Here is an 18372-nt window from a genome sequence, read left to right as displayed (position 1 = left end):
CGGAGATAGGCTTGTTCATTGTTAACAGACGTTATCACATTGTGATGGTACAGAGTAAATTTTATTCTCCTCGTGAATATGACGCCATGAGGTTGTGAGCCATGCCAAGAACTTTTGCTATGCGAGGCATTGATTCGCAGAGTGATTGATTACGCCTTGACCTTCCCGTTAGGGGAGGGTTTATGCTCAGGCGCAATACACCTTATTGTTAATGCGAATACTGCTTTTGTGCCATTCAGGCACTCACCTGCGATAAATACTGATTTGTCATCAGCCGTTATCGATTTTCCAGAATGGAGACGACCATGCATCGCCGTGATTTTATCAAGTTAACGGCAGCTCTTGGAGCCGCCACTTCACTGCCTTTATGGAGCCGCGCGGCTTTGGCCGCAGATTTTTCACCGTTACCTATCCCGCCACTGCTCCAACCGGATGCCAATGGCAAAATTAAGCTGAATATTCAGACGGGGACGATGGCTTGGGTACCTTCCGCTGCCACCCAAACTTGGGGCTATAACGGCAATTTATTGGGGCCAGCCATTCGCTTGCAACGGGGCAAGCCAGTCACGATTGATATCACCAATGCCTTGCCAGAGACGACAACAGTGCATTGGCACGGCCTGGAAATCCCCGGTGAAGTCGATGGTGGCCCACAGGCGCTCATTCAGCCCGGAGCAACCCGTCAAGTCGCCTTCACACTCGATCAACCCGCCGCGACTTGCTGGTTCCATCCCCATACTCACGGCAAAACCGGTCGTCAGGTCGCGATGGGACTAGGCGGCTTGGTGCTTATTGATGACGTAGAAAGCGAGAAATTGCCCTTGCCTAAACAGTGGGGTGTAGATGATTTTCCGGTTATTTTGCAGGATAAGTTGCTCGGTAAAGATGGTCAGATTGACTATCAATTGGACGTCATGACTGCAGCTGTTGGCTGGTTTGGCGATCTGATGTTGACCAATGGTGCGCGTTATCCGCAACAAATTACGCCGCGTGGATGGGTGCGGTTAAGGCTACTCAACGGTTGTAATGCGCGTTCACTGAATCTGGCGCTAAGCGACGGCAGACCCATGTATGTCATCGGCAGCGATGGTGGTTTACTGGCTGAACCGGTCGCGGTACGTGAATTACCTATCTTGATGGGGGAACGTTTCGAAGTGCTGGTGGATACCTCGGATGGTAAGGCCTTAGATCTGGTGACTTTACCGGTAAAACAGATGGGCATGACATTAGCGCCGTTCGATAAACCACTGCCCGTATTACGCATCCAACCTTCATTGGTGGCTGGCAGTAAAGTATTACCAGACTCGCTGGTTGTGGTGCCCGCACTGGCCGATGCGACCGGTTTACAAGAGCGTTGGTTCCAACTGATGATGGATCCTAAGTTGGATATGCTGGGAATGCAGGCTTTGATGAGCCGTTACGGCATGCAAGCTATGGCGGGCATGAGCATGGATCACGGCGCCATGTCGGGCATGGATCATGGCAATATGGCGGGTATGGGCCATGGAAAAATGAATGGCATGGATCATGGCGCGATGAAAGCAGCACCAGCGTTTGATTTCAGCCATGCCAACATGATCAATGGCAAAGCATTTTCGATGACGGAAGCGGCATTTGATGCCAAACAAGGCCAATATGAGAAATGGACAGTTTCCGGAGAGGGCGACATGATGCTGCATCCATTCCATGTCCATGGTACGCAGTTCCGCATTTTGACTGAGAATGGTAAGCCGCCAGCAGAGCATCGCCGTGGTTGGAAAGATACCGTGAGAGTTGAAGGGGCGCGCAGTGAAATATTAGTGCGCTTTAACCATTTAGCCCCCGCCGCGATGCCTTATATGGCGCACTGTCATCTGTTGGAGCATGAAGACACCGGCATGATGTTGGGCTTTACCGTGAGCGCTTGAATTCATCCCCGGTAAGGTTGCCGGGGATTTTTTACTGGTCAGCGTGAGTGAATGGATGGAAGTTACGCATCTTTTGTCACGTGAACCGTTGCGTTATAGCGCAAGGAGCTCTGCCAAGGCCGGCTGAAGACGCTGCTCGCCACTTTTTTTATCATGCTTGATGATATAAGCCTGATAATAGCTAAAGCCCTCTTTTGGGACTTCCTCAAACACCCACTCTGAACGTCGCAGTGCAAGCAATGTCTTCACTGTCAGCCATACTCTCTGGATAAGAATACAGGCCATCACCACGCCGATAATTCTCAGTGCTAAGAGTAAATAGGGGCTAAGCGTGATCGTCAGATGCAGGGTTTGCTGTAGCGCTAAATAAATTAATGCCAGCTGTATGAGCATTTTGATTATCAGGAAAAGCGTAAAGAAAGAAGACAAACGCGCCACAGTGATAAAACAAGGGTTCTTTAACGATGAGCGAGTTTCGCGCACTGGGATACCTTGTACATAAGTCATCCATTGTGTTTTATCAGTAATGAGATGAGCGAAGCCTTTTTCAGTTTGATGATGTAAAGCGATAGAGACCCATACACTAAAAACCAGCCCCAAAATCAGTAAATAAAATATGGAGGCCGTTAAACCAAAAAATGCAACAAGCATGCATAACGTTGCAATGGAAGCAATTTTTGCAGAGGAAACCAGCATATTGGCGGATTGATATCTCATCCAAACAGTCCTTTCTTATAGATTAGTTAGCAAGTGAATTATTTCTATGATTTGGTCAATTATTATACCTCGCAAAACTCATCGACAAGTCAGTGGTCAGAGTTCTTCATAACTTTTCATATCTTTTCCACTTGGGGATTAATCTTTTTGTTTCACTGCTATCAATGCACCGATGGGGGCATTTTTGCTATACTCTGCGCCCTCAAACGCTGGCTGCCACTAAGGGATATTTCCTGATTTGTGTTAAGCTAAGGGCATTACTCTGTATCCATAAGCCAATTTCAATCAGCGCTTAATGGATATAAAATCAATTAATTCAAATAGGTATGTTGGCTGTGAAACATATTGTAGAAGTCATGATTTCCGAACAGGAAGTAAAAACCCGCATTGCCGAATTAGGCCGCCAAATCTCAGAACACTATCGCGATAGCGGCAGTGAAATGGTACTGGTCGGGTTGCTTCGTGGTTCATTTATGTTTATGGCTGATTTATGTCGTGCCATAGATGTTTCTCATGAAGTCGATTTTATGACGGCCTCCAGCTATGGCAACGGCATGAGTACGACTCGTGATGTCAAAATCCTAAAAGATCTGGATGAAGATATCCGTGGTAAAGACGTGCTGATTGTTGAAGACATCATCGACTCCGGTAATACGTTGAGTAAAGTGCGTGAGATTCTGCAACTGCGTGGGCCAAAATCACTGGCTATCTGCACCTTGTTAGATAAGCCGCAGCGTCGTGAGGTCCAAGTGCCTGTAGAGTGGGTCGGTTTTGCGATTCCAGATGAATTTGTTGTGGGCTATGGTATTGATTATGCACAGCGTTATCGGCACTTACCTTATGTCGGTAAAGTGGTGATGTTAGACGAGTAGTAAGAACCACTCACTTTAGGCGCACGCAAACTGTTTTAGCTTGATACGCCTTTTTTGAAGATAAAGTGTGTGGTTTTAACTGATTCAGTGCGGTATTGATTGATGGGAGAGGGCGCGTTTTACCGTACCCTCCCATAGACTGATTAGTCTTCTTTGGTTTTTTGCTGCAACAACTCAGCCATGGCTTTGCGATAGACCATTTCAAGGCTACCCAAGCTGGTGGCAGATACTTCTAAATCACGCAGTAAGCCGTCTTCAATCCCGTATACCCAACCGTGAATCATCGCTTTTTGTCCACGCTTCCACGCTGAACGAACAATCGTCGAATGACCTAAGTTGTACACTTGTTCTACCACGTTAATTTGGCATAACACATTGCTACGTTCTTCTTGCGGGAGTTCGCCCAGCAGTGAACTGTGCTTATACCAAAGATCACGGATATGCAGTAACCAGTTATCAATCAACCCCATCTCTTCGCCTTTGATGGCGGCTTCAACACCACCGCAGCCAAGGTGACCACAAATAATGATGTGTTCAACTTGTAGAACGTCGATGGCGTATTGCACCACAGACAAGCAGTTAAGATCGGTATGGATAACCAAGTTTGCAACATTACGGTGAACAAATAACTCGCCAGATTTCAAACCGGTAAGCTGCTCCGCAGGGACGCGACTGTCTGAGCAGCCAATCCACAGGAAGCGAGGTTTCTGGGCTTCTGCCAGGTGCTCAAAAAAACCGGGATCGTCTTTACTGATGGTGTTTGACCATGTCCGATTATTCGCGATGAGCTTTTCTATTTCTTTCATGAATGTAAATAGCCTGTAATGAACGGATTGCGATAGAATAATATACGGCAATGATTCCAATTTTGAAATCGGAACTGTAGTTCCTTTGATGACGCAATTTTGTCTACGTAACATCAACTCGGTGTCAGCTTGGATACCTTTTACCCTCAGTGATCTGCTTCAAAGGGGGGTAGGTTAAGTCAGGGATGAATGTATCGCGACAACTGAGATACCCATTGAATAAGGTCCTTTTTTACTTATGACATATGCACTGGAAATAACGCAACTGACCAAAACCTATGCGGGTGGCGTTCAGGCACTGCGTGGCATTGATCTGCACGTAGAAGCAGGCGACTTTTATGCGCTGCTCGGGCCAAATGGTGCGGGTAAATCTACCACCATTGGCATTATCAGTTCATTGGTGAACAAAACATCGGGCAAAGTAAATGTGTTTGGTTACGATATCGATCAGGACATCGTGAATGCTAAACGTCAGCTTGGGCTCGTGCCACAAGAATTTAACTTTAATCCGTTTGAAACGGTCTTGCAGATTGTGGTCACCCAAGCGGGGTATTACGGTGTGACGCGGCGCGAAGCGCTGCAACGTGCTGAAAAATACCTCAGCCAGTTGGATTTGTGGAGCAAACGTGACGAGCGTGCGATTCGTCTATCGGGCGGGATGAAGCGCCGTTTGATGATTGCTCGTGCCCTAATGCATGAACCTAAATTACTGATCCTCGATGAGCCTACCGCCGGTGTTGATATCGAATTACGCCGTTCGATGTGGGGCTTCCTGAAAGAGCTGAATGCACAGGGAACCACTATCATCCTGACTACGCACTATTTGGAAGAAGCTGAGATGCTGTGCCGCAATATCGGCATTATCCAGAACGGCGAATTGGTCGAAAATACCACGATGAAACAGTTGCTGGGTAAACTCGAATCCGAAACCTTTATTTTTGATTTGGCGATCAAAAGCCCGCTACCTAAGCTGGAAGGCTATAGTTATCGTTTGACGGATACCTCAACGTTGGAAGTTGATGTTAAGCGTGAACAGGGGCTCAATGGACTATTTAGCCAACTGAACGCACAAGGAATTCAGGTACAAAGTATGCGTAACAAGGCTAACCGTCTGGAAGAGCTGTTTGTCACCTTAGTCAATGGCAATGGGGGAGAAAAAGCATGACCCGCCTGTATTGGGTAGCTCTACAGAGTATTTGGATCAAAGAGATCACGCGTTTTGCGCGTATCTGGATTCAAACACTGGTGCCGCCAGTGATCACCATGTCGCTCTATTTCGTTATTTTTGGCAACCTGATCGGGTCCAGAATCGGGGATATGGGGGGCTTTGATTACATGCAGTTTATCGTCCCTGGCCTGATTATGATGGCGGTTATCACGAACTCATATGCCAACGTCGCGGCGTCATTCTTTGGGGCAAAATTCCAGCGTAGCATTGAAGAATTGCTGGTGGCACCCGTGCCGACCCATATCGTGATTATCGGTTATGTCGGTGGTGGGGTGGCGCGTGGTATCTGTGTCGGTATTCTGGTCACGATTATCTCACTGTTCTTTGTGCCGCTGCACGTCCACTCTTGGTCAATGATTGCGCTGACATTATTGCTGACCGCGATAGTCTTTTCTCTCGGTGGTTTGTTGAATGCGGTATTTGCCAAAACATTCGATGATATCAGTTTGGTGCCTACCTTTGTGCTGACGCCATTGACCTATCTAGGCGGGGTATTTTACTCATTATCACTTCTGCCGCCGTTCTGGCTGGCCGTGTCGAAGCTTAATCCTATCGTGTATATGATCAGCGGCTTCCGTTATGGGTTCCTCGGTATTACCGATGTGCCACTGGTGTTTACCATCGGTGTGCTGGTGGTGTTTATTGCGGTGTTTTATGCATGGGCTTGGTTTTTGATTGAGCGTGGGCGTGGGCTTCGTACCTAAACGCGACAGCGTGACTACGTTCACTAACTGGCTTTATACAATAAAAAAATGGCGCCCTACCAGAGCGCCATTTTTCTTTTTATCCGCCTAAATAACCAACTGACTAATCAGACTCCATCACTGCTGGGGCTGGCGTCACCTGACCTGGCTCATTGGCAATCCGCTCGGCCATGGTTGGAATTGAGTCAGTACGCAAAATATAAAGCCGTTTCAGTGTAAATGGATTATCACCCGGTTTTACCTTGCCTTGCATCGTCGTCACCGCTAAATGGAAACCTGCACTTTTTGCTGCATCTATGGCAGTTTGGTTAAACCCACCAAAGGGATATGACAGGAAAATAACATGCGGATTAAATTGCGATAACGCACGACGTGAATGCTCAAAATCAAAAACAATATTGTGATAAGAACGACTCAATAAAATCGGGTTACGCTTATTATCCGTCCGATGTAAAAAGTGTGTATGAGATTGAATATCAAATACATCTTGAATCTCTTTCAGCTCGGCAATACTCATAAACTGTAATGAGTCAGGATTCCATTTTTGAGGATGCCGCTTAATTCGCGATGAAATAATAAATGCCGTGGCTCGGAAACCATTTTCTTTCAAAATGGGGTACGCATAGCGGTGGACGGATTTAAGGCCATCATCAAATGTCAGCACCACGACTTTTGCTGGCAGGTTTATCTTATTGTTCAGATAACCTTCAAGCTGATAAAGCGAAATGGTGTCATAACCCGTCTGCTTGAGATAGGTCATCTGGTTACTGAATGCCGCATCAGACGTGGTGGTCGAGGTATTTAAGAAACGCTTATTCTCTTCATTCCGCAACATATGATGATAAGTCAGAATTGGAATACCGTTGTCGATTTCAGCATCAACACTGCTGACATATCCCAAGCGGTCGCCAATATTGACCTGATACCAAGTGTTACCTGACCTATCTTTCAGCTTACCGACAATGGGGTAGCGCAAGTTCTCTTCCAGCGTTGCAAATTGCTCGCTGTCGGCATCTGCTGCGAGATAAACCGTCGTGGTACGCTTAATCAGAATATTTTGATTCGGCAACGGCTTATTCAGGTCACCTAGAATATCGTTGGTTTTTCGGGCTTTATTGATATCGCGTAAATCGTTTTTATCAATAAAACCAATACCGTTACCAAATTTAAATTCATAGTATTCCGCCGCTGCAGGCAACACCTGAATAAGTTGATCTTCTTTTATCTCACCGACAGGAATGACCCGTTCGCCGACCAGCGAATATATTTCGCTATCACGTTCCGCAACCATATATTTCGGGAGAAGTACTGCATCTTCAGGCAAGAGATCTGCATGGGTTGCCGGCATCATTACCGACATGACAACACCGAGTAGCATCCCAATAGCTATTCTGTTTTTATGCCACATTATCGTTCTACTTATGCGCATTCGGCGCTGGATTGAAAAGGGAGAAAATCTGGTGCGCTAGCATAGCATGAGACGCAGAGAGTTGAGAAAGGCGATATTGGACAAAGACATTATTTATTACGATTAAATTCCAGCATTAACAACAATTAACTAACTATTAATTCACGAGTTACGTAAAACGATTTGCCATGACAGAGAGATGACATCCCGAATCACATACACTAGTAATGTGATTCGGGTAAGAGAACGTAGCCAACACCGCTGTCGCGTTAAGATCGAAGGGAATACCCAAAGTCATTGGCGTGACAGCAAGGCGGCAAGTAAACGCATCCCGATGAGCTTACATTAGTAAGTGATTCGGGTAAGAGAACGTAGCCAACACCGCTGTCGCGTTAAGATCGAAGGGAATACCCAAAGTCATTGGCGTGACAGCAAGGCGGCAAGTAAACGCATCCCGATGAGCTTACATCAGTAAGTGATTCGGGTAAGTGAACGTAGCCAACACCGCTGTCACGTCAAGGGCGAAGGGTCATTAGGCAACCTGAACAGGAACAGCCTTAGCCCTACGCTGCAACTGATTCTCACCCTCGAAATAAGCGACTTTCGGGTGATGCAGGCGAGCCTCGGCATCTGACATCTGCACATATGAACAGATAATCAGCTTATCGCCCACACAAGCGCAGCGCGCTGCTGCGCCATTCACAGAGATGATCCGTGAGCCACGCTCAGCAGCGATTGCGTAAGTAGAAAAACGCTGACCATTATCAACGTTATAAATATCAATCGCTTCATATTCCAGAATACCAGCGGCTTCCAGAAAATCCTGATCAATGGCGCAGGAACCTTCATAGTGCAAATCAGCTTGAGTGACTTTGACTCGATGCAGTTTGCCTTGCAACATAGTGCGTATCATAACTCTTACCTTTGACCCCGATTAAGCGAATACCCGATTCCGTCATCAACTGATCCCGAACCAATTGCTCAGTTTTGCTGATTTTATATCACTTGTCTATCACGATGCGATAGAAATGCCCCAATGAGAATCAGTCGCGCAGATTCACTTGCTGGTTATCGATTAGCCGCGCTTTACCTAACCAAGCAGCCATTAGAATCACGGCTTGTTTGCTATCTACCGTCAGTGGTTGCAAGGTCTCCGCGTCGCGGATAAACAGTTCATCTGGGGTAAAACCGGCAAGACGTAACTGCTCAGCAGTCTCTGCGAGTAAATCATCAATTTGCCGTTCACCGGCGGTGAGCTTCTCTGCCAGTGCTTGCATGATTTTATAGAGCTGGGGAGCAATTTTCCGCTCTTCGGCAGTCAAATATCCATTACGTGAGCTTAAGGCTAAACCATCTTTAGCACGGACAATCGGGACACCGACAATATTGATGTCGTATCCCATATCCGCCACCATTTTGCGGATCAGCGCTAACTGCTGATAATCTTTTTCGCCAAAACAGGCAATATCCGGCTGCACCAGATTAAACAGCTTGCTGACAATGGTTGAAACGCCGCGGAAATGCCCAGGGCGGCTAGCGCCTTCCAAAATGGTCGATAGCGCAGGCACATCGACATAAGTCTGACTTTCTAGCCCGGCGGGATAAACATCGGTGGCGGCGGGGGCAAACACTAAATCAACGCCGTGTCGCGTCAGCTTTTCGCAATCTTCCTGCAACGTTCTTGGGTAGTGAGCCAAATCATCAGCGCGTTCAAATTGCATTGGGTTGACGAAAATACTCACCACCACCACATCAGCGCGAGTTTTGGCATCTTCCACTAACGTCATATGCCCTTCATGTAGGTTGCCCATCGTGGGGACCAACGCGACACGCTTACCCTCTTGACGCCAACGGCGCATTTGCTGGCGTAGGAGTGGCAGAGTTTCGATTATCAGCATTTCTTTCCTCCCCCCTTTACGCTTGACGTTGTAGGGGGAGCGAGGTTCATATACCCGATGAACTGAATTGAGTCCGTTCATCGGCGTACATGCTCTTGCTATCGACTACAATGCCAAGTCCTATGGGGATAATTTTTCAATAATAACTTACTGGAAGGTGTGCTCTTCAGCAGGGTAGACACCACTTTCAACTTCTTGGATATACAGCTTAATGGCCGCGCGAATATCACCCGCACTTTGCGCTAAGAAGTTTTTGCTGAATTTGGGGGTATGACCGCCTGTAATGCCCAGCGCATCATGCATAACAAGAATTTGGCCATCGGTCACATTTCCTGCACCAATCCCAATAACCGGAATCGATAGCTCTTCACTGAATTGTTTTGCCAACGCAACGGGAACGCACTCCAATACCAATAATTGCGCACCGGCAAGTTCAAGAGCCAAGGCATCTTTTAGCAACTGATTGGCCGCCACTTCTTCACGGCCTTGCACTTTGTAACCGCCAAAGATATTCACTGACTGAGGCGTTAGCCCTAAGTGGCCGCAAACAGGCACGGCACGCTCAGCTAACATGCGAACGGTATCGCATAACCAGCTACCACCTTCCACTTTGACCATGTTGGCCCCAGCACGCATCAGCTCTGCCGCGTTAGTGAATGTTTGCTCAGGTGTGGCATAACTCATAAACGGCATATCAGCCAATAACAGGCAATGTGGCGCACCACGGCGCACGGCACGGGTATGGTATGCCACATCAGCGATGGTGACAGGGAGCGTTGAGTCAAACCCTTGCAAAGTCATACCGAGCGAATCCCCCACCAGCAGGACTTCAATACCCTGCTCGGCGAATAACTGGGCAAAACTGGCATCATAGGCGGTCAGTGTGGCGAACTTACGCTTTTCTTGCTTCCATTGGCGTAAGTGGCTCATGGTGGTGGCTTTCATCACTCTTTCTCCTGAAATGGGGTTAAAATGGAAAGGAGATATCAGATAGGAATAGTAGGGTTATTTTCGTTCGAGATTATCAGTGTTTGGGGCGGGTTACCAAGGCACAAGTCCATTTTTATCCACTAATGCTAAGCGCGTAGCAAGTGCTTCGCCATCAGGGAAGATAAGATCAGGTGCGATGTCTGCGAGTGGATACAGCATAAACTCACGCTCTTTCAAACCATAATGCGGAACTATCAGGCGGTCAGTTTTTATCACCTGATCGCCGTACAGCATTATATCCAGATCCAGTGTCCGCGGCCCCCACCGTTGTTCTTTCCTGACTCTTCCCTGATTGCGCTCAATGGCTTGAGTGTGATCCAGCAATTGCTCTGGTGGCAGTGACGTATCCAGAGCAACCACCGCATTGAGGAAATCGGGTTGATCCTGCGGGCCTAAGGGTTTGGTACGATAAAAAGGCGAACACGCCACTAACCGAGTGCGCGGCAAATGCGCCAATGCCTCCAACGCAGTTTTAACCTGCTGAAGTGGCATGGACTGATTACTTCCCAGCGCGATATAAACTCGGATCATGATGCGAATTATGCCCCTTCTTTGCGTGGCGCAGGCTTACGCGGGCGACGAGTTCGGGAGCGGCGTGGTGCCGGATCAGCCCCTAACGTATTCAGCATATTTTTCTGTTGCAGTGGCGTTGCTTCTTGGAATTCCCCCCACCACTGTGCAAGGCGCTGCAACTCATGGTTGTTTTCCACTTCGGCACGCAGTGCTAACAGATCGTAAGCAGCGCGGAATTTTGGATGCTCCATCAGCTTGTGCGCACGTTTACCTTGGCGGCGAGACAGGCGTAATTGCAGCAGCCAGATATCCCGTACCAACGAAGTAATACGCTTCGGTATCGCCAGAGAACGGCACTCTTCATCCAGTACATCGTTCATTGCCAAAGCGAAAGCATCGTAGTAGGCCAGCCCACTTTCTTGCGTTAACTTCTGCGCATGCTCAATCAGTGGGTACCAAAGCATCGCGGCAAACAAGAAGGCCGGATTGACGCGCTGATCATTATGCAGACGATGGTCAGTATTTTTCAGCACCTGAACCAGTATGCGCTCCATAGGGGAGTCATGCTGCTCAGTAAAGTTACGGGCAATCAGTGGGAATAATGGCTGGAACAGTTGGTATTCACACAGTTTTAAATAGGTTTTGTAGCCATAACCCGATTGCAGCAGTTTGAGAGATTCCTCAAACAAACGAGCGGGTGGGATATCACGCAGCAATGACGCTAAACGCGGGATTGGCTCAGCGGTTTCTGGGCTGATCGTCATATCCAATTTAGCGGCAAAACGCACTGCTCGCAGCATCCGCACCGGATCTTCACGGTAGCGTGTTTCTGGGTCGCCAATCAGCCGGATAATGCCTTCATTCAGATCACGTAAACCGCCGGTGTAATCACGCAGCGCAAAATCTGAAATGCCGTAGTAGAGGCTATTAATGGTGAAATCGCGGCGTTGTGCGTCATCTTCAATGGTGCCAAAAATGTTGTCACGCAGCAGCATGCCACTTTGTGCCTGCTGGGAAGAGTTTTTATCGCTATCTTCGGCTTGCAGTTGCTCGTGATGACCACGGAAGGTCGCCACTTCAATAATTTCTGGGCCAAACATGACGTGGGCCAGACGGAAACGGCGGCCGACCAGACGGCAGTTACGGAATAATTTCCTTACTTGCTCTGGGGTCGCGCTGGTGGTGATATCAAAATCTTTAGGTTTTTTGCCCAGCAACAAGTCACGAACGCCGCCGCCAACCAGATAGGCTTCATAGCCAGATTTATTCAGGCGATAGAGCACCTTCAGCGCATTATCGCTGATTTCTCTGCGAGAGATATTGTGCTGATCTCGCGGAATAATGGTCATTGGACTCTCTTGCGAAGCCGATGCCGCATGATTCTTGCGCCCAGTATTTGCTCTGGCGGGCCTTCTTTCTTTGCGGGCCACGTTATCTTCACCGCGCACATTATCTTTACGGGTACTGCTATCACGGGCCGAGTCGTCACGGTCAGTTTTGCTATCGCGGGTCGATTTATCATCGCGAATCAGTACCTTACGGCAGAAATTGGCTACTCGGGTAAAAATGGTACACCTCGATAGTGGCTAATAAATATCAGAACGACAGAAAAACAGCGGCTAATCATAGCTCACCCTACTTCTTTTGAGAATGCTGTTGTGTTTTCAGCGACAATTATCAGCCTGCTGAAATAGGGTTTATTGACCCTGAAATCCTGAGGCAGGAATAGTTGCCAACGACCAGTTTTCGACGGCAAAACGTAATAATAATGTTAAATCAAGATCTTGCCAATTTTCAGGTAACGGTTGATGCAAAAACGTCAGCGCTTCAACTAACACTGGTCGCGGATCGCCATTTGGCAGCGGCGGCGCATGATTTTGCTTGGATAGCTTATTACCGTCATGATTCAACGCCAATGGCAAATGCACATAGCTGGGAACCGGTTGCTGCAACTGTTGATAAAGCGCGATTTGGCGCACCGTCGGCTCAATCAAATCAGCTCCGCGCACGATTTCCGTGACACCTTGAAAAGCGTCGTCGACCACAACAGCCAGATTATAGGCGAATAAGCCATCTCGGCGGCGAATAATAAAATCTTCTTTTGCCAGCGCGGGATCGGCATGCAGTTCACCGAGCAATTTATCATAAAAGGCATAAACCGGCTGAGTCTGTCGCAAGCGAATGGCGGCACCGTTGGCGGGCAAATGGCGTTCACGGCAATAACCGTCGTAGTAGCCCCCAATTTGCTGAATTCGGCTACGGGTGCAAGTGCAATAATAGCTCAGCCCTTGTTGTGCCAACCAGTCTAAGGTTGCGCGATAAGCTTCATGGCGCTGAGACTGATAGATAACAGAGCCGTCCCAATGGAGGCCATAATGGTCTAATGTGGCGAGAATACGTGCCGCTGCACCTGGGATTTCACGTGGGGGATCAATATCTTCAATGCGAACGAGCCATTGCCCACCTTGAGCGCGAGCTTGCAAATAACTCCCCAGTGCCGCAATCAATGAACCGAAATGCAAATCGCCAGAGGGGGAGGGCGCAAAGCGGCCGACATACTGATTCTGCTGGCGGTCAGAGTGATGGATAGTATCGGGCATAAAAGTAGGGAAAGGGGATCCAGCTTATGAAATACGGTGCCGGAAAGAGTTCTGACACCGTATTTACCCGTCGTTCTAGGCGTTGCAGGGTTATGAGTGCAACGCCAATAAATTGGGGTAGGCTTATTAACCAGCCATCTGCTTTTCGCGGATTTCGGCTAGGGTTTTACAGTCAATGCACAAATCTGCAGTTGGCCGCGCTTCCAGACGGCGAATACCGATCTCTACGCCACAAGATTCGCAGAAGCCGAAATCGTCATCCTCAACTTTCTTCAGCGTTTTCTCGATCTTTTTGATCAGTTTGCGCTCACGGTCGCGGTTGCGAAGTTCAAGACTAAACTCTTCTTCCTGTGCGGCACGGTCTACCGGATCAGGGAAATTAGCCGCTTCGTCTTGCATGTGCGATACAGTACGGTCGACTTCATCCCTGAGTTGGTTGCGCCATGCTTCAAGGATCAGCTTGAAGTGCAACAACTGGGCCGCATTCATATACTCTTCGCCGGGCTTCTCTTGGTACGGCTCTACCCCAGCGATGGCGAGAATGCTCAAGGACGAGGTTTTACGTTTTTGCCCTTCTTGCATGATGCTTCTCCTACATTCATACGCACTATCGAAATCCCCAAGACGGGGAAAAATCAGGCCGCTATAAATAACAGAAGGAAGGTAGGTTGGCAATTATTCCTGTCGCCTGCTTGACAATGATGTGAAGGAAGGCGTATCTAGCGAGTCGCTTGACCCCATAATCGCTTTTTTATTCAGCGCTTTTGGTGACAGCGTTTCGTCCAGTAATAACGGTAAGCGAACATCCAATGCAATACCGTCAGGCGATAGTTGAAAACCGTAGCAAATAACCTCCACTCCTGCTTGCTGAGCCTGGGCCAGCAATTCTGCATAGCGATTGTCAATGTGTCGGGCAGCAGAAACTTGCCTGATACCCGTATGCAATACGGCAAAAAAAAGTACCGCCCGGTGACCGTCGGCAACCATGCTTTGTAACTCCCTGAGATGCTTTTGTCCCCGTAGGGTGACAGCATCCGGGAAGTACCCACACTGTTGCTGTAATAAGGTGACCGACTTGACTTCAATATAGCAGTTAGACCTATTTTCTGCCTGCAATAACAAGTCTATACGGCTGTTCTCATCCCCATACTTAACTTCTCTTTTGACAGAAGTGTAACCAGATAATTCAATGATCTGATTATTATCTATCGCTAAACTCACTAACTCATTGGCACGCATCGTATTTACGCAGATCCAATCCCCCTCTTGGGTATGCGTCAGTTCCCAACTGTGGGGATACTTACGTTTCGGATTTTCCGAAGTTGAATACCAAACGGTATCTCCTGGCGTAGCGCATCCGGTCATCGCTCCTGTATTAGCGCAATGAATGGTTAATGATTCTCCGGCGGGCGTCACAATATCAGCTAAAAATCGTTTATACCGCTGGATAAGTGTGGCCGATTGTAATTTTGGCTCATAAGTCAGTAGGGGTTTAATGGGCATCAGATATCCTTGCTACTGCCCGTCAACGGCCAGCTTTGAATGACGTTATAACGAGTGCGGCCACGTGCGAAAACAGATTCATACAATGAGAAATGATCCCCGCGGAAGCTTTCATTTTGGGTTTTGGCTGGTAGAGCGACTGGGCGCACAGCGCCACGCAGTAGGGTCACATGGGGATGAAAAGGCAGCGGCGTTTGATAACAACCACTGCGTGCGGCCTGTGAGCGCAGTAATTGCGCTAATTGCAACAACCCTCGAGGCGGGTTTTTACAACCGAGCCATACCACGCCGGAACTGGGCCAATGACCAATATCATCTAGCATCACGTTAAAGCCTGATTGACTGATGCGGCCCGCTTGCTGTTGTAATACTTGCGCTTTGGCAGCGCTCACCTCACCGAGAAAAGCCAGTGTCAGGTGCAGATTCGCTGCGGCAATCGGATGTCCTGCCTCCGGTGGGAGATGGTCTGCCCGCCACTGTACAATTTTTTGTTGTAGCGGCTTAGGCAGTGCCAGTGCAAAGAACAGGCGGCGGTTAGTTTTATCAACGGCATTAATCATTAGATTGGCATAATCACTCGGCTAAATACGCTACAGGGTCATGATGGTATAATGGCTGACGATAAATGTGGAGAACAGAGGGAAGAATGTGGTGAGTTTGAGAGAAAGTGATGCGATGGCCGCTTTACCGGTAGGTGAAGTGCTCAACGAGATAATGGCCGCGCTGCAAAACTCATCGCAAGTCTTACTCCATGCCCCTACGGGGGCAGGAAAATCGACGTGGTTGCCGCTGCAAATCCTAAAATATAGCGGGTTCGCGGGTCGCATTATCATGCTGGAACCACGGCGCTTGGCGGCGAAGAATGTCGCGTATCGTTTGGCTGAGCAATTGGGCGAACAGCCGGGCCAGACGGTAGGTTATCGGATGCGGGCTGAAAGCAAAAGCGGGCCAGAAACACGTCTAGAGGTGGTGACCGAAGGCATTTTGACACGCATGTTGCAGCAAGATCCCATGCTCACGGGCGTCTCTTTGGTCATCCTTGATGAGTTTCATGAACGCAGCTTGCAGGCTGATTTGGCGTTAGCGCTATTGCTGGATGTGCAGCAGGGGCTACGGGATGATCTGACGCTGCTGCTGATGTCGGCGACACTCGATAATTCGCGCCTATCCGCCCTTTTACCTGCCGCGCCCGCGATTGTTTCCGCGGGTCGCAGTTTCCCTGTTGAGCGAAGCTATCAGCCGTTATCGAGCCACGAACGGCTAGAGGATGGTATCGCCAATCGGGTAAAACGCTTGCTCAATGAGCAATCCGGTTCTTTGTTGCTGTTTTTACCCGGTGTCGGTGAAATTCATCGGGTCATGGAGCGCTTGCAGGGTGAAGTGGCCCACGATACGGACCTCTGCCCGTTGTACGGCGCATTGCCGCTCAGCGAGCAGCAAAAAGCGATCCAGCCTGCACCTGCTGGCCGACGCAAAGTGGTATTGGCGACTAACATTGCTGAAACCAGCCTCACGATAGAAGGTATCCGGCTAGTGGTCGATAGCGGATTGGAACGGGTCGCGCGTTTTGATGTCAAAAACGGCTTAACGCGCTTAGTTACCCAACGTATTAGTCAGGCGTCGATGGTGCAACGTGCTGGGCGAGCCGGGCGTTTGGAGCCCGGTATTTGCTGGCATCTGTTTGCCAAAGAGCAGGCCGAGCGGGCAGCGGAGTACAGTGAGCCAGAAATTCTAAACAGTGATCTCTGTAGCCTGTGGTTGGAACTGCTGAATTGGGGCTGTCAGGATGCCACACAACTCACTTGGCTTGATTCCCCTCCATTAACGGCGCTGGCTGTCGCGCGCGAGTTATTACAGCGATTAGGTGCGATTGACGTCACCGGCCGCGTGACCAGTACGGGGCGTGCGATGGCCCGTTTAGGCTGCGAGCCACGGTTGGCGGCGATGCTCTGTTTTGCGACAGAACAAAGTCCGGATGCGCTGGCTACAGCAGCGTTGTTGGCGGCCATTTTGGAAGAGCCGCCGCGTACGGGTCAGATTGATTTACATGATTGGCTAAGCCGCCCGCAGCCCCATTGGCAACGGCGTGCTCGGCAATTGACGCAGAGAATCAATGGGCAAGTGGGCTCAGTTGACAGTGATCTTGCGGGCCAGTTACTCGCGCAGGCTTATCCCGATCGCATTGCACAGCAACGCGGGCAAGATGGTCGCTATCTGTTGGCGAATGGTATGGGTGCAGCCATGGCGCAAGACGAGGCGTTGTCACGTTCACCTTGGCTGGTGGCTGCCAGCTTATTACAAAGCAACAGTGGGCCAGATGCGCGCATTTTACTGGCATTGCCCATTGATATCGACAATCTGACAAAGCAACTTCCTCGGCTGGTGGACGAACAAACTACCGTGGAGTGGGACGAAGCAAAAGGGACGCTACGGGCTTGGCGGCGTTGGCAAGTTGGGCGGTTAACGTTACGCGCGCAGCCGTTGGCTAAACCCAGTGATGAGGCATTACAATCTGCTTTGTTGCATTGGGTGCGTGAGCAGGGGCTGCAAGTGCTGAATTGGGATGACCATGCCGAACAGCTTCGTACCCGTTTGCAATGCGCCAGCCGCTGGCTCTCAGAAGAGCCGTGGCCCGCGGTTGATGATGACAGCTTATTGGACAAGCTTGAGCTATGGTTGCAACCTTCGTTATCGGGCGTGCGTGACCTTAAACGGTTGCGTCAAGTGAACCTCGTCGAGGCATTGACCCGCTTATTGACCTGGCAGCAACGTCAACGGCTGGATACTGAGCTACCAACTCATTACACTGTGCCCACGGGTAGCCGCCTATCGATTCGCTATGAAATCGACCGGCCTCCCGTGTTGGCCGTGCGTTTACAGGAAGTTTTCGGTGAGCAGCACAGCCCAATGCTGGCTAACGGTCGGGTAGCTGTGGTGCTTGAACTGCTTTCTCCGGCCCATCGGCCGCTACAGATTACCGGTGATTTAGCCGCCTTCTGGCAGGGGGCCTATCGAGAAGTACAAAAAGAGATGAAAGGGCGTTATCCCAAGCATGTTTGGCCGGATGACCCTGCAAATACTCGCCCGACCCGCAGAACTAAGAAGTATCAGGATAAATAATATCCTCTGGTTAACCACCCATAATTTCAGATGTTTCCCCTTTCCATTAAGGGCATTGGGGAACACATTAAGCCGCAATAATCGCCAATGCGCGTGGAGAGAAAGA

The 18372-nt window shown here is 49.2% G+C and carries 17 protein-coding genes and 1 pseudogene; 6 read left to right on the top strand and 12 right to left on the bottom strand.

The window, feature by feature from the left end; genetic code table 11:
- Positions 1–305 precede the first annotated feature (305 nt).
- Positions 306–1907 carry a multicopper oxidase CueO gene (cueO, locus tag DA391_RS18475; protein WP_050285869.1) on the top strand — a complete coding sequence of 534 codons (1602 nt, stop codon included), beginning with the start codon at positions 306–308 and terminating at the stop codon, positions 1905–1907.
- A gap of 93 nt (positions 1908–2000) precedes the next feature.
- Here the strand turns inward: cueO and DA391_RS18470 are convergent, their stop codons facing one another.
- Positions 2001–2624, bottom strand: a complete 624-nt coding sequence (locus DA391_RS18470) for a hypothetical protein (RefSeq protein WP_050080264.1) — start codon at positions 2622–2624, stop codon at positions 2001–2003.
- 335 nt (positions 2625–2959) lie between these two features.
- Here DA391_RS18470 and hpt point away from each other — a divergent pair, with 335 nt between their 5' ends.
- Positions 2960–3496, top strand: a complete 537-nt coding sequence (gene hpt / locus DA391_RS18465; RefSeq protein ID WP_042806689.1) for a hypoxanthine phosphoribosyltransferase — start codon at positions 2960–2962, stop codon at positions 3494–3496.
- A 143-nt stretch (positions 3497–3639) separates the two neighbouring features.
- Here hpt and can read toward each other — a convergent pair whose 3' ends face one another.
- On the bottom strand, positions 3640–4302 hold the full coding sequence (can, locus tag DA391_RS18460; protein WP_019211045.1) for a carbonate dehydratase: 663 nt from the start codon (positions 4300–4302) through the stop codon (positions 3640–3642).
- A gap of 238 nt (positions 4303–4540) precedes the next feature.
- Between can and DA391_RS18455 the strand changes: the two genes are divergently transcribed.
- Together DA391_RS18455 and DA391_RS18450 are read left to right on the top strand one after the other, a co-directional pair.
- A complete protein-coding gene (locus DA391_RS18455; RefSeq protein ID WP_049604784.1) occupies positions 4541–5467 on the top strand; it encodes an ABC transporter ATP-binding protein in 927 nt (308 codons plus the stop codon).
- Positions 5464–6234: an ABC transporter permease gene (locus DA391_RS18450; RefSeq protein WP_050080266.1), complete on the top strand. Its 771-nt coding sequence runs from the start codon at positions 5464–5466 to the stop codon at positions 6232–6234. The genes DA391_RS18455 and DA391_RS18450 overlap by 4 nt, the downstream gene beginning before the upstream one ends.
- A 103-nt stretch (positions 6235–6337) precedes the next feature.
- Here the strand turns inward: DA391_RS18450 and DA391_RS18445 are convergent, their stop codons facing one another.
- From DA391_RS18445 to pcnB, 6 genes are all read right to left on the bottom strand, one after another.
- Entirely contained in the window at positions 6338–7642 is a 1305-nt protein-coding gene (locus DA391_RS18445) for a polysaccharide deacetylase family protein (protein WP_050285870.1), read from the bottom strand.
- 532 nt (positions 7643–8174) lie between these two features.
- On the bottom strand, positions 8175–8555 hold the full coding sequence (panD, locus tag DA391_RS18440; protein ID WP_019211042.1) for an aspartate 1-decarboxylase: 381 nt from the start codon (positions 8553–8555) through the stop codon (positions 8175–8177).
- A 130-nt stretch (positions 8556–8685) separates the two neighbouring features.
- On the bottom strand, positions 8686–9540 hold the full coding sequence (gene panC, locus DA391_RS18435; protein WP_050080269.1) for a pantoate--beta-alanine ligase: 855 nt from the start codon (positions 9538–9540) through the stop codon (positions 8686–8688).
- A 147-nt stretch (positions 9541–9687) separates the two neighbouring features.
- Complete coding sequence (gene panB / locus DA391_RS18430) at positions 9688–10485, bottom strand: 3-methyl-2-oxobutanoate hydroxymethyltransferase (RefSeq protein WP_167398183.1); 798 nt, start codon at positions 10483–10485, stop codon at positions 9688–9690.
- A gap of 96 nt (positions 10486–10581) precedes the next feature.
- A complete protein-coding gene (gene folK / locus DA391_RS18425) occupies positions 10582–11061 on the bottom strand; it encodes a 2-amino-4-hydroxy-6-hydroxymethyldihydropteridine diphosphokinase (RefSeq protein WP_050080271.1) in 480 nt (159 codons plus the stop codon).
- Positions 11062–11069: 8 nt separating this feature from the next.
- Entirely contained in the window at positions 11070–12392 is a 1323-nt protein-coding gene (gene pcnB / locus DA391_RS18420; RefSeq protein WP_313769878.1) for a polynucleotide adenylyltransferase PcnB, read from the bottom strand.
- 27 nt (positions 12393–12419) lie between these two features.
- Between pcnB and DA391_RS24540 the strand changes: the two genes are divergently transcribed.
- Positions 12420–12626: a hypothetical protein gene (locus DA391_RS24540; protein ID WP_226720627.1), complete on the top strand. Its 207-nt coding sequence runs from the start codon at positions 12420–12422 to the stop codon at positions 12624–12626.
- 114 nt (positions 12627–12740) lie between these two features.
- On the opposite strand, the gene gluQRS is transcribed toward DA391_RS24540, so the two are convergent.
- The 4 genes and pseudogenes from gluQRS to thpR all read right to left on the bottom strand — a co-directional run bounded on the left by gluQRS (position 12741) and on the right by thpR (position 15706).
- Complete coding sequence (gene gluQRS / locus DA391_RS18415; RefSeq protein WP_050872513.1) at positions 12741–13643, bottom strand: tRNA glutamyl-Q(34) synthetase GluQRS; 903 nt, start codon at positions 13641–13643, stop codon at positions 12741–12743.
- Positions 13644–13769: 126 nt separating this feature from the next.
- Positions 13770–14225 (bottom strand): RNA polymerase-binding protein DksA, encoded by a 456-nt coding sequence (dksA, locus tag DA391_RS18410; RefSeq protein ID WP_004875059.1) that lies wholly within the window; start codon positions 14223–14225, stop codon positions 13770–13772.
- 186 nt (positions 14226–14411) lie between these two features.
- Positions 14412–15146, bottom strand: a pseudogene (gene sfsA / locus DA391_RS18400) (DNA/RNA nuclease SfsA); the annotation flags it as partial.
- Positions 15146–15706, bottom strand: coding sequence for an RNA 2',3'-cyclic phosphodiesterase (gene thpR, locus DA391_RS18395; protein ID WP_050080275.1), 561 nt, complete (start codon positions 15704–15706; stop codon positions 15146–15148). The pseudogene sfsA and the gene thpR, both read right to left, overlap by 1 nt.
- Positions 15707–15821: 115 nt before the next feature.
- Here thpR and hrpB point away from each other — a divergent pair, with 115 nt between their 5' ends.
- Positions 15822–18266 carry an ATP-dependent helicase HrpB gene (gene hrpB / locus DA391_RS18390; protein ID WP_108088057.1) on the top strand — a complete coding sequence of 815 codons (2445 nt, stop codon included), beginning with the start codon at positions 15822–15824 and terminating at the stop codon, positions 18264–18266.
- The last annotated feature ends 106 nt before the right edge of the window (positions 18267–18372 follow it).

The sequence above is a fragment of the Yersinia massiliensis genome, from assembly GCF_003048255.1.
Lineage (GTDB): Bacteria > Pseudomonadota > Gammaproteobacteria > Enterobacterales > Enterobacteriaceae > Yersinia > Yersinia massiliensis_A.
This window is presented reverse-complemented; position numbering and strand designations above follow the sequence as displayed.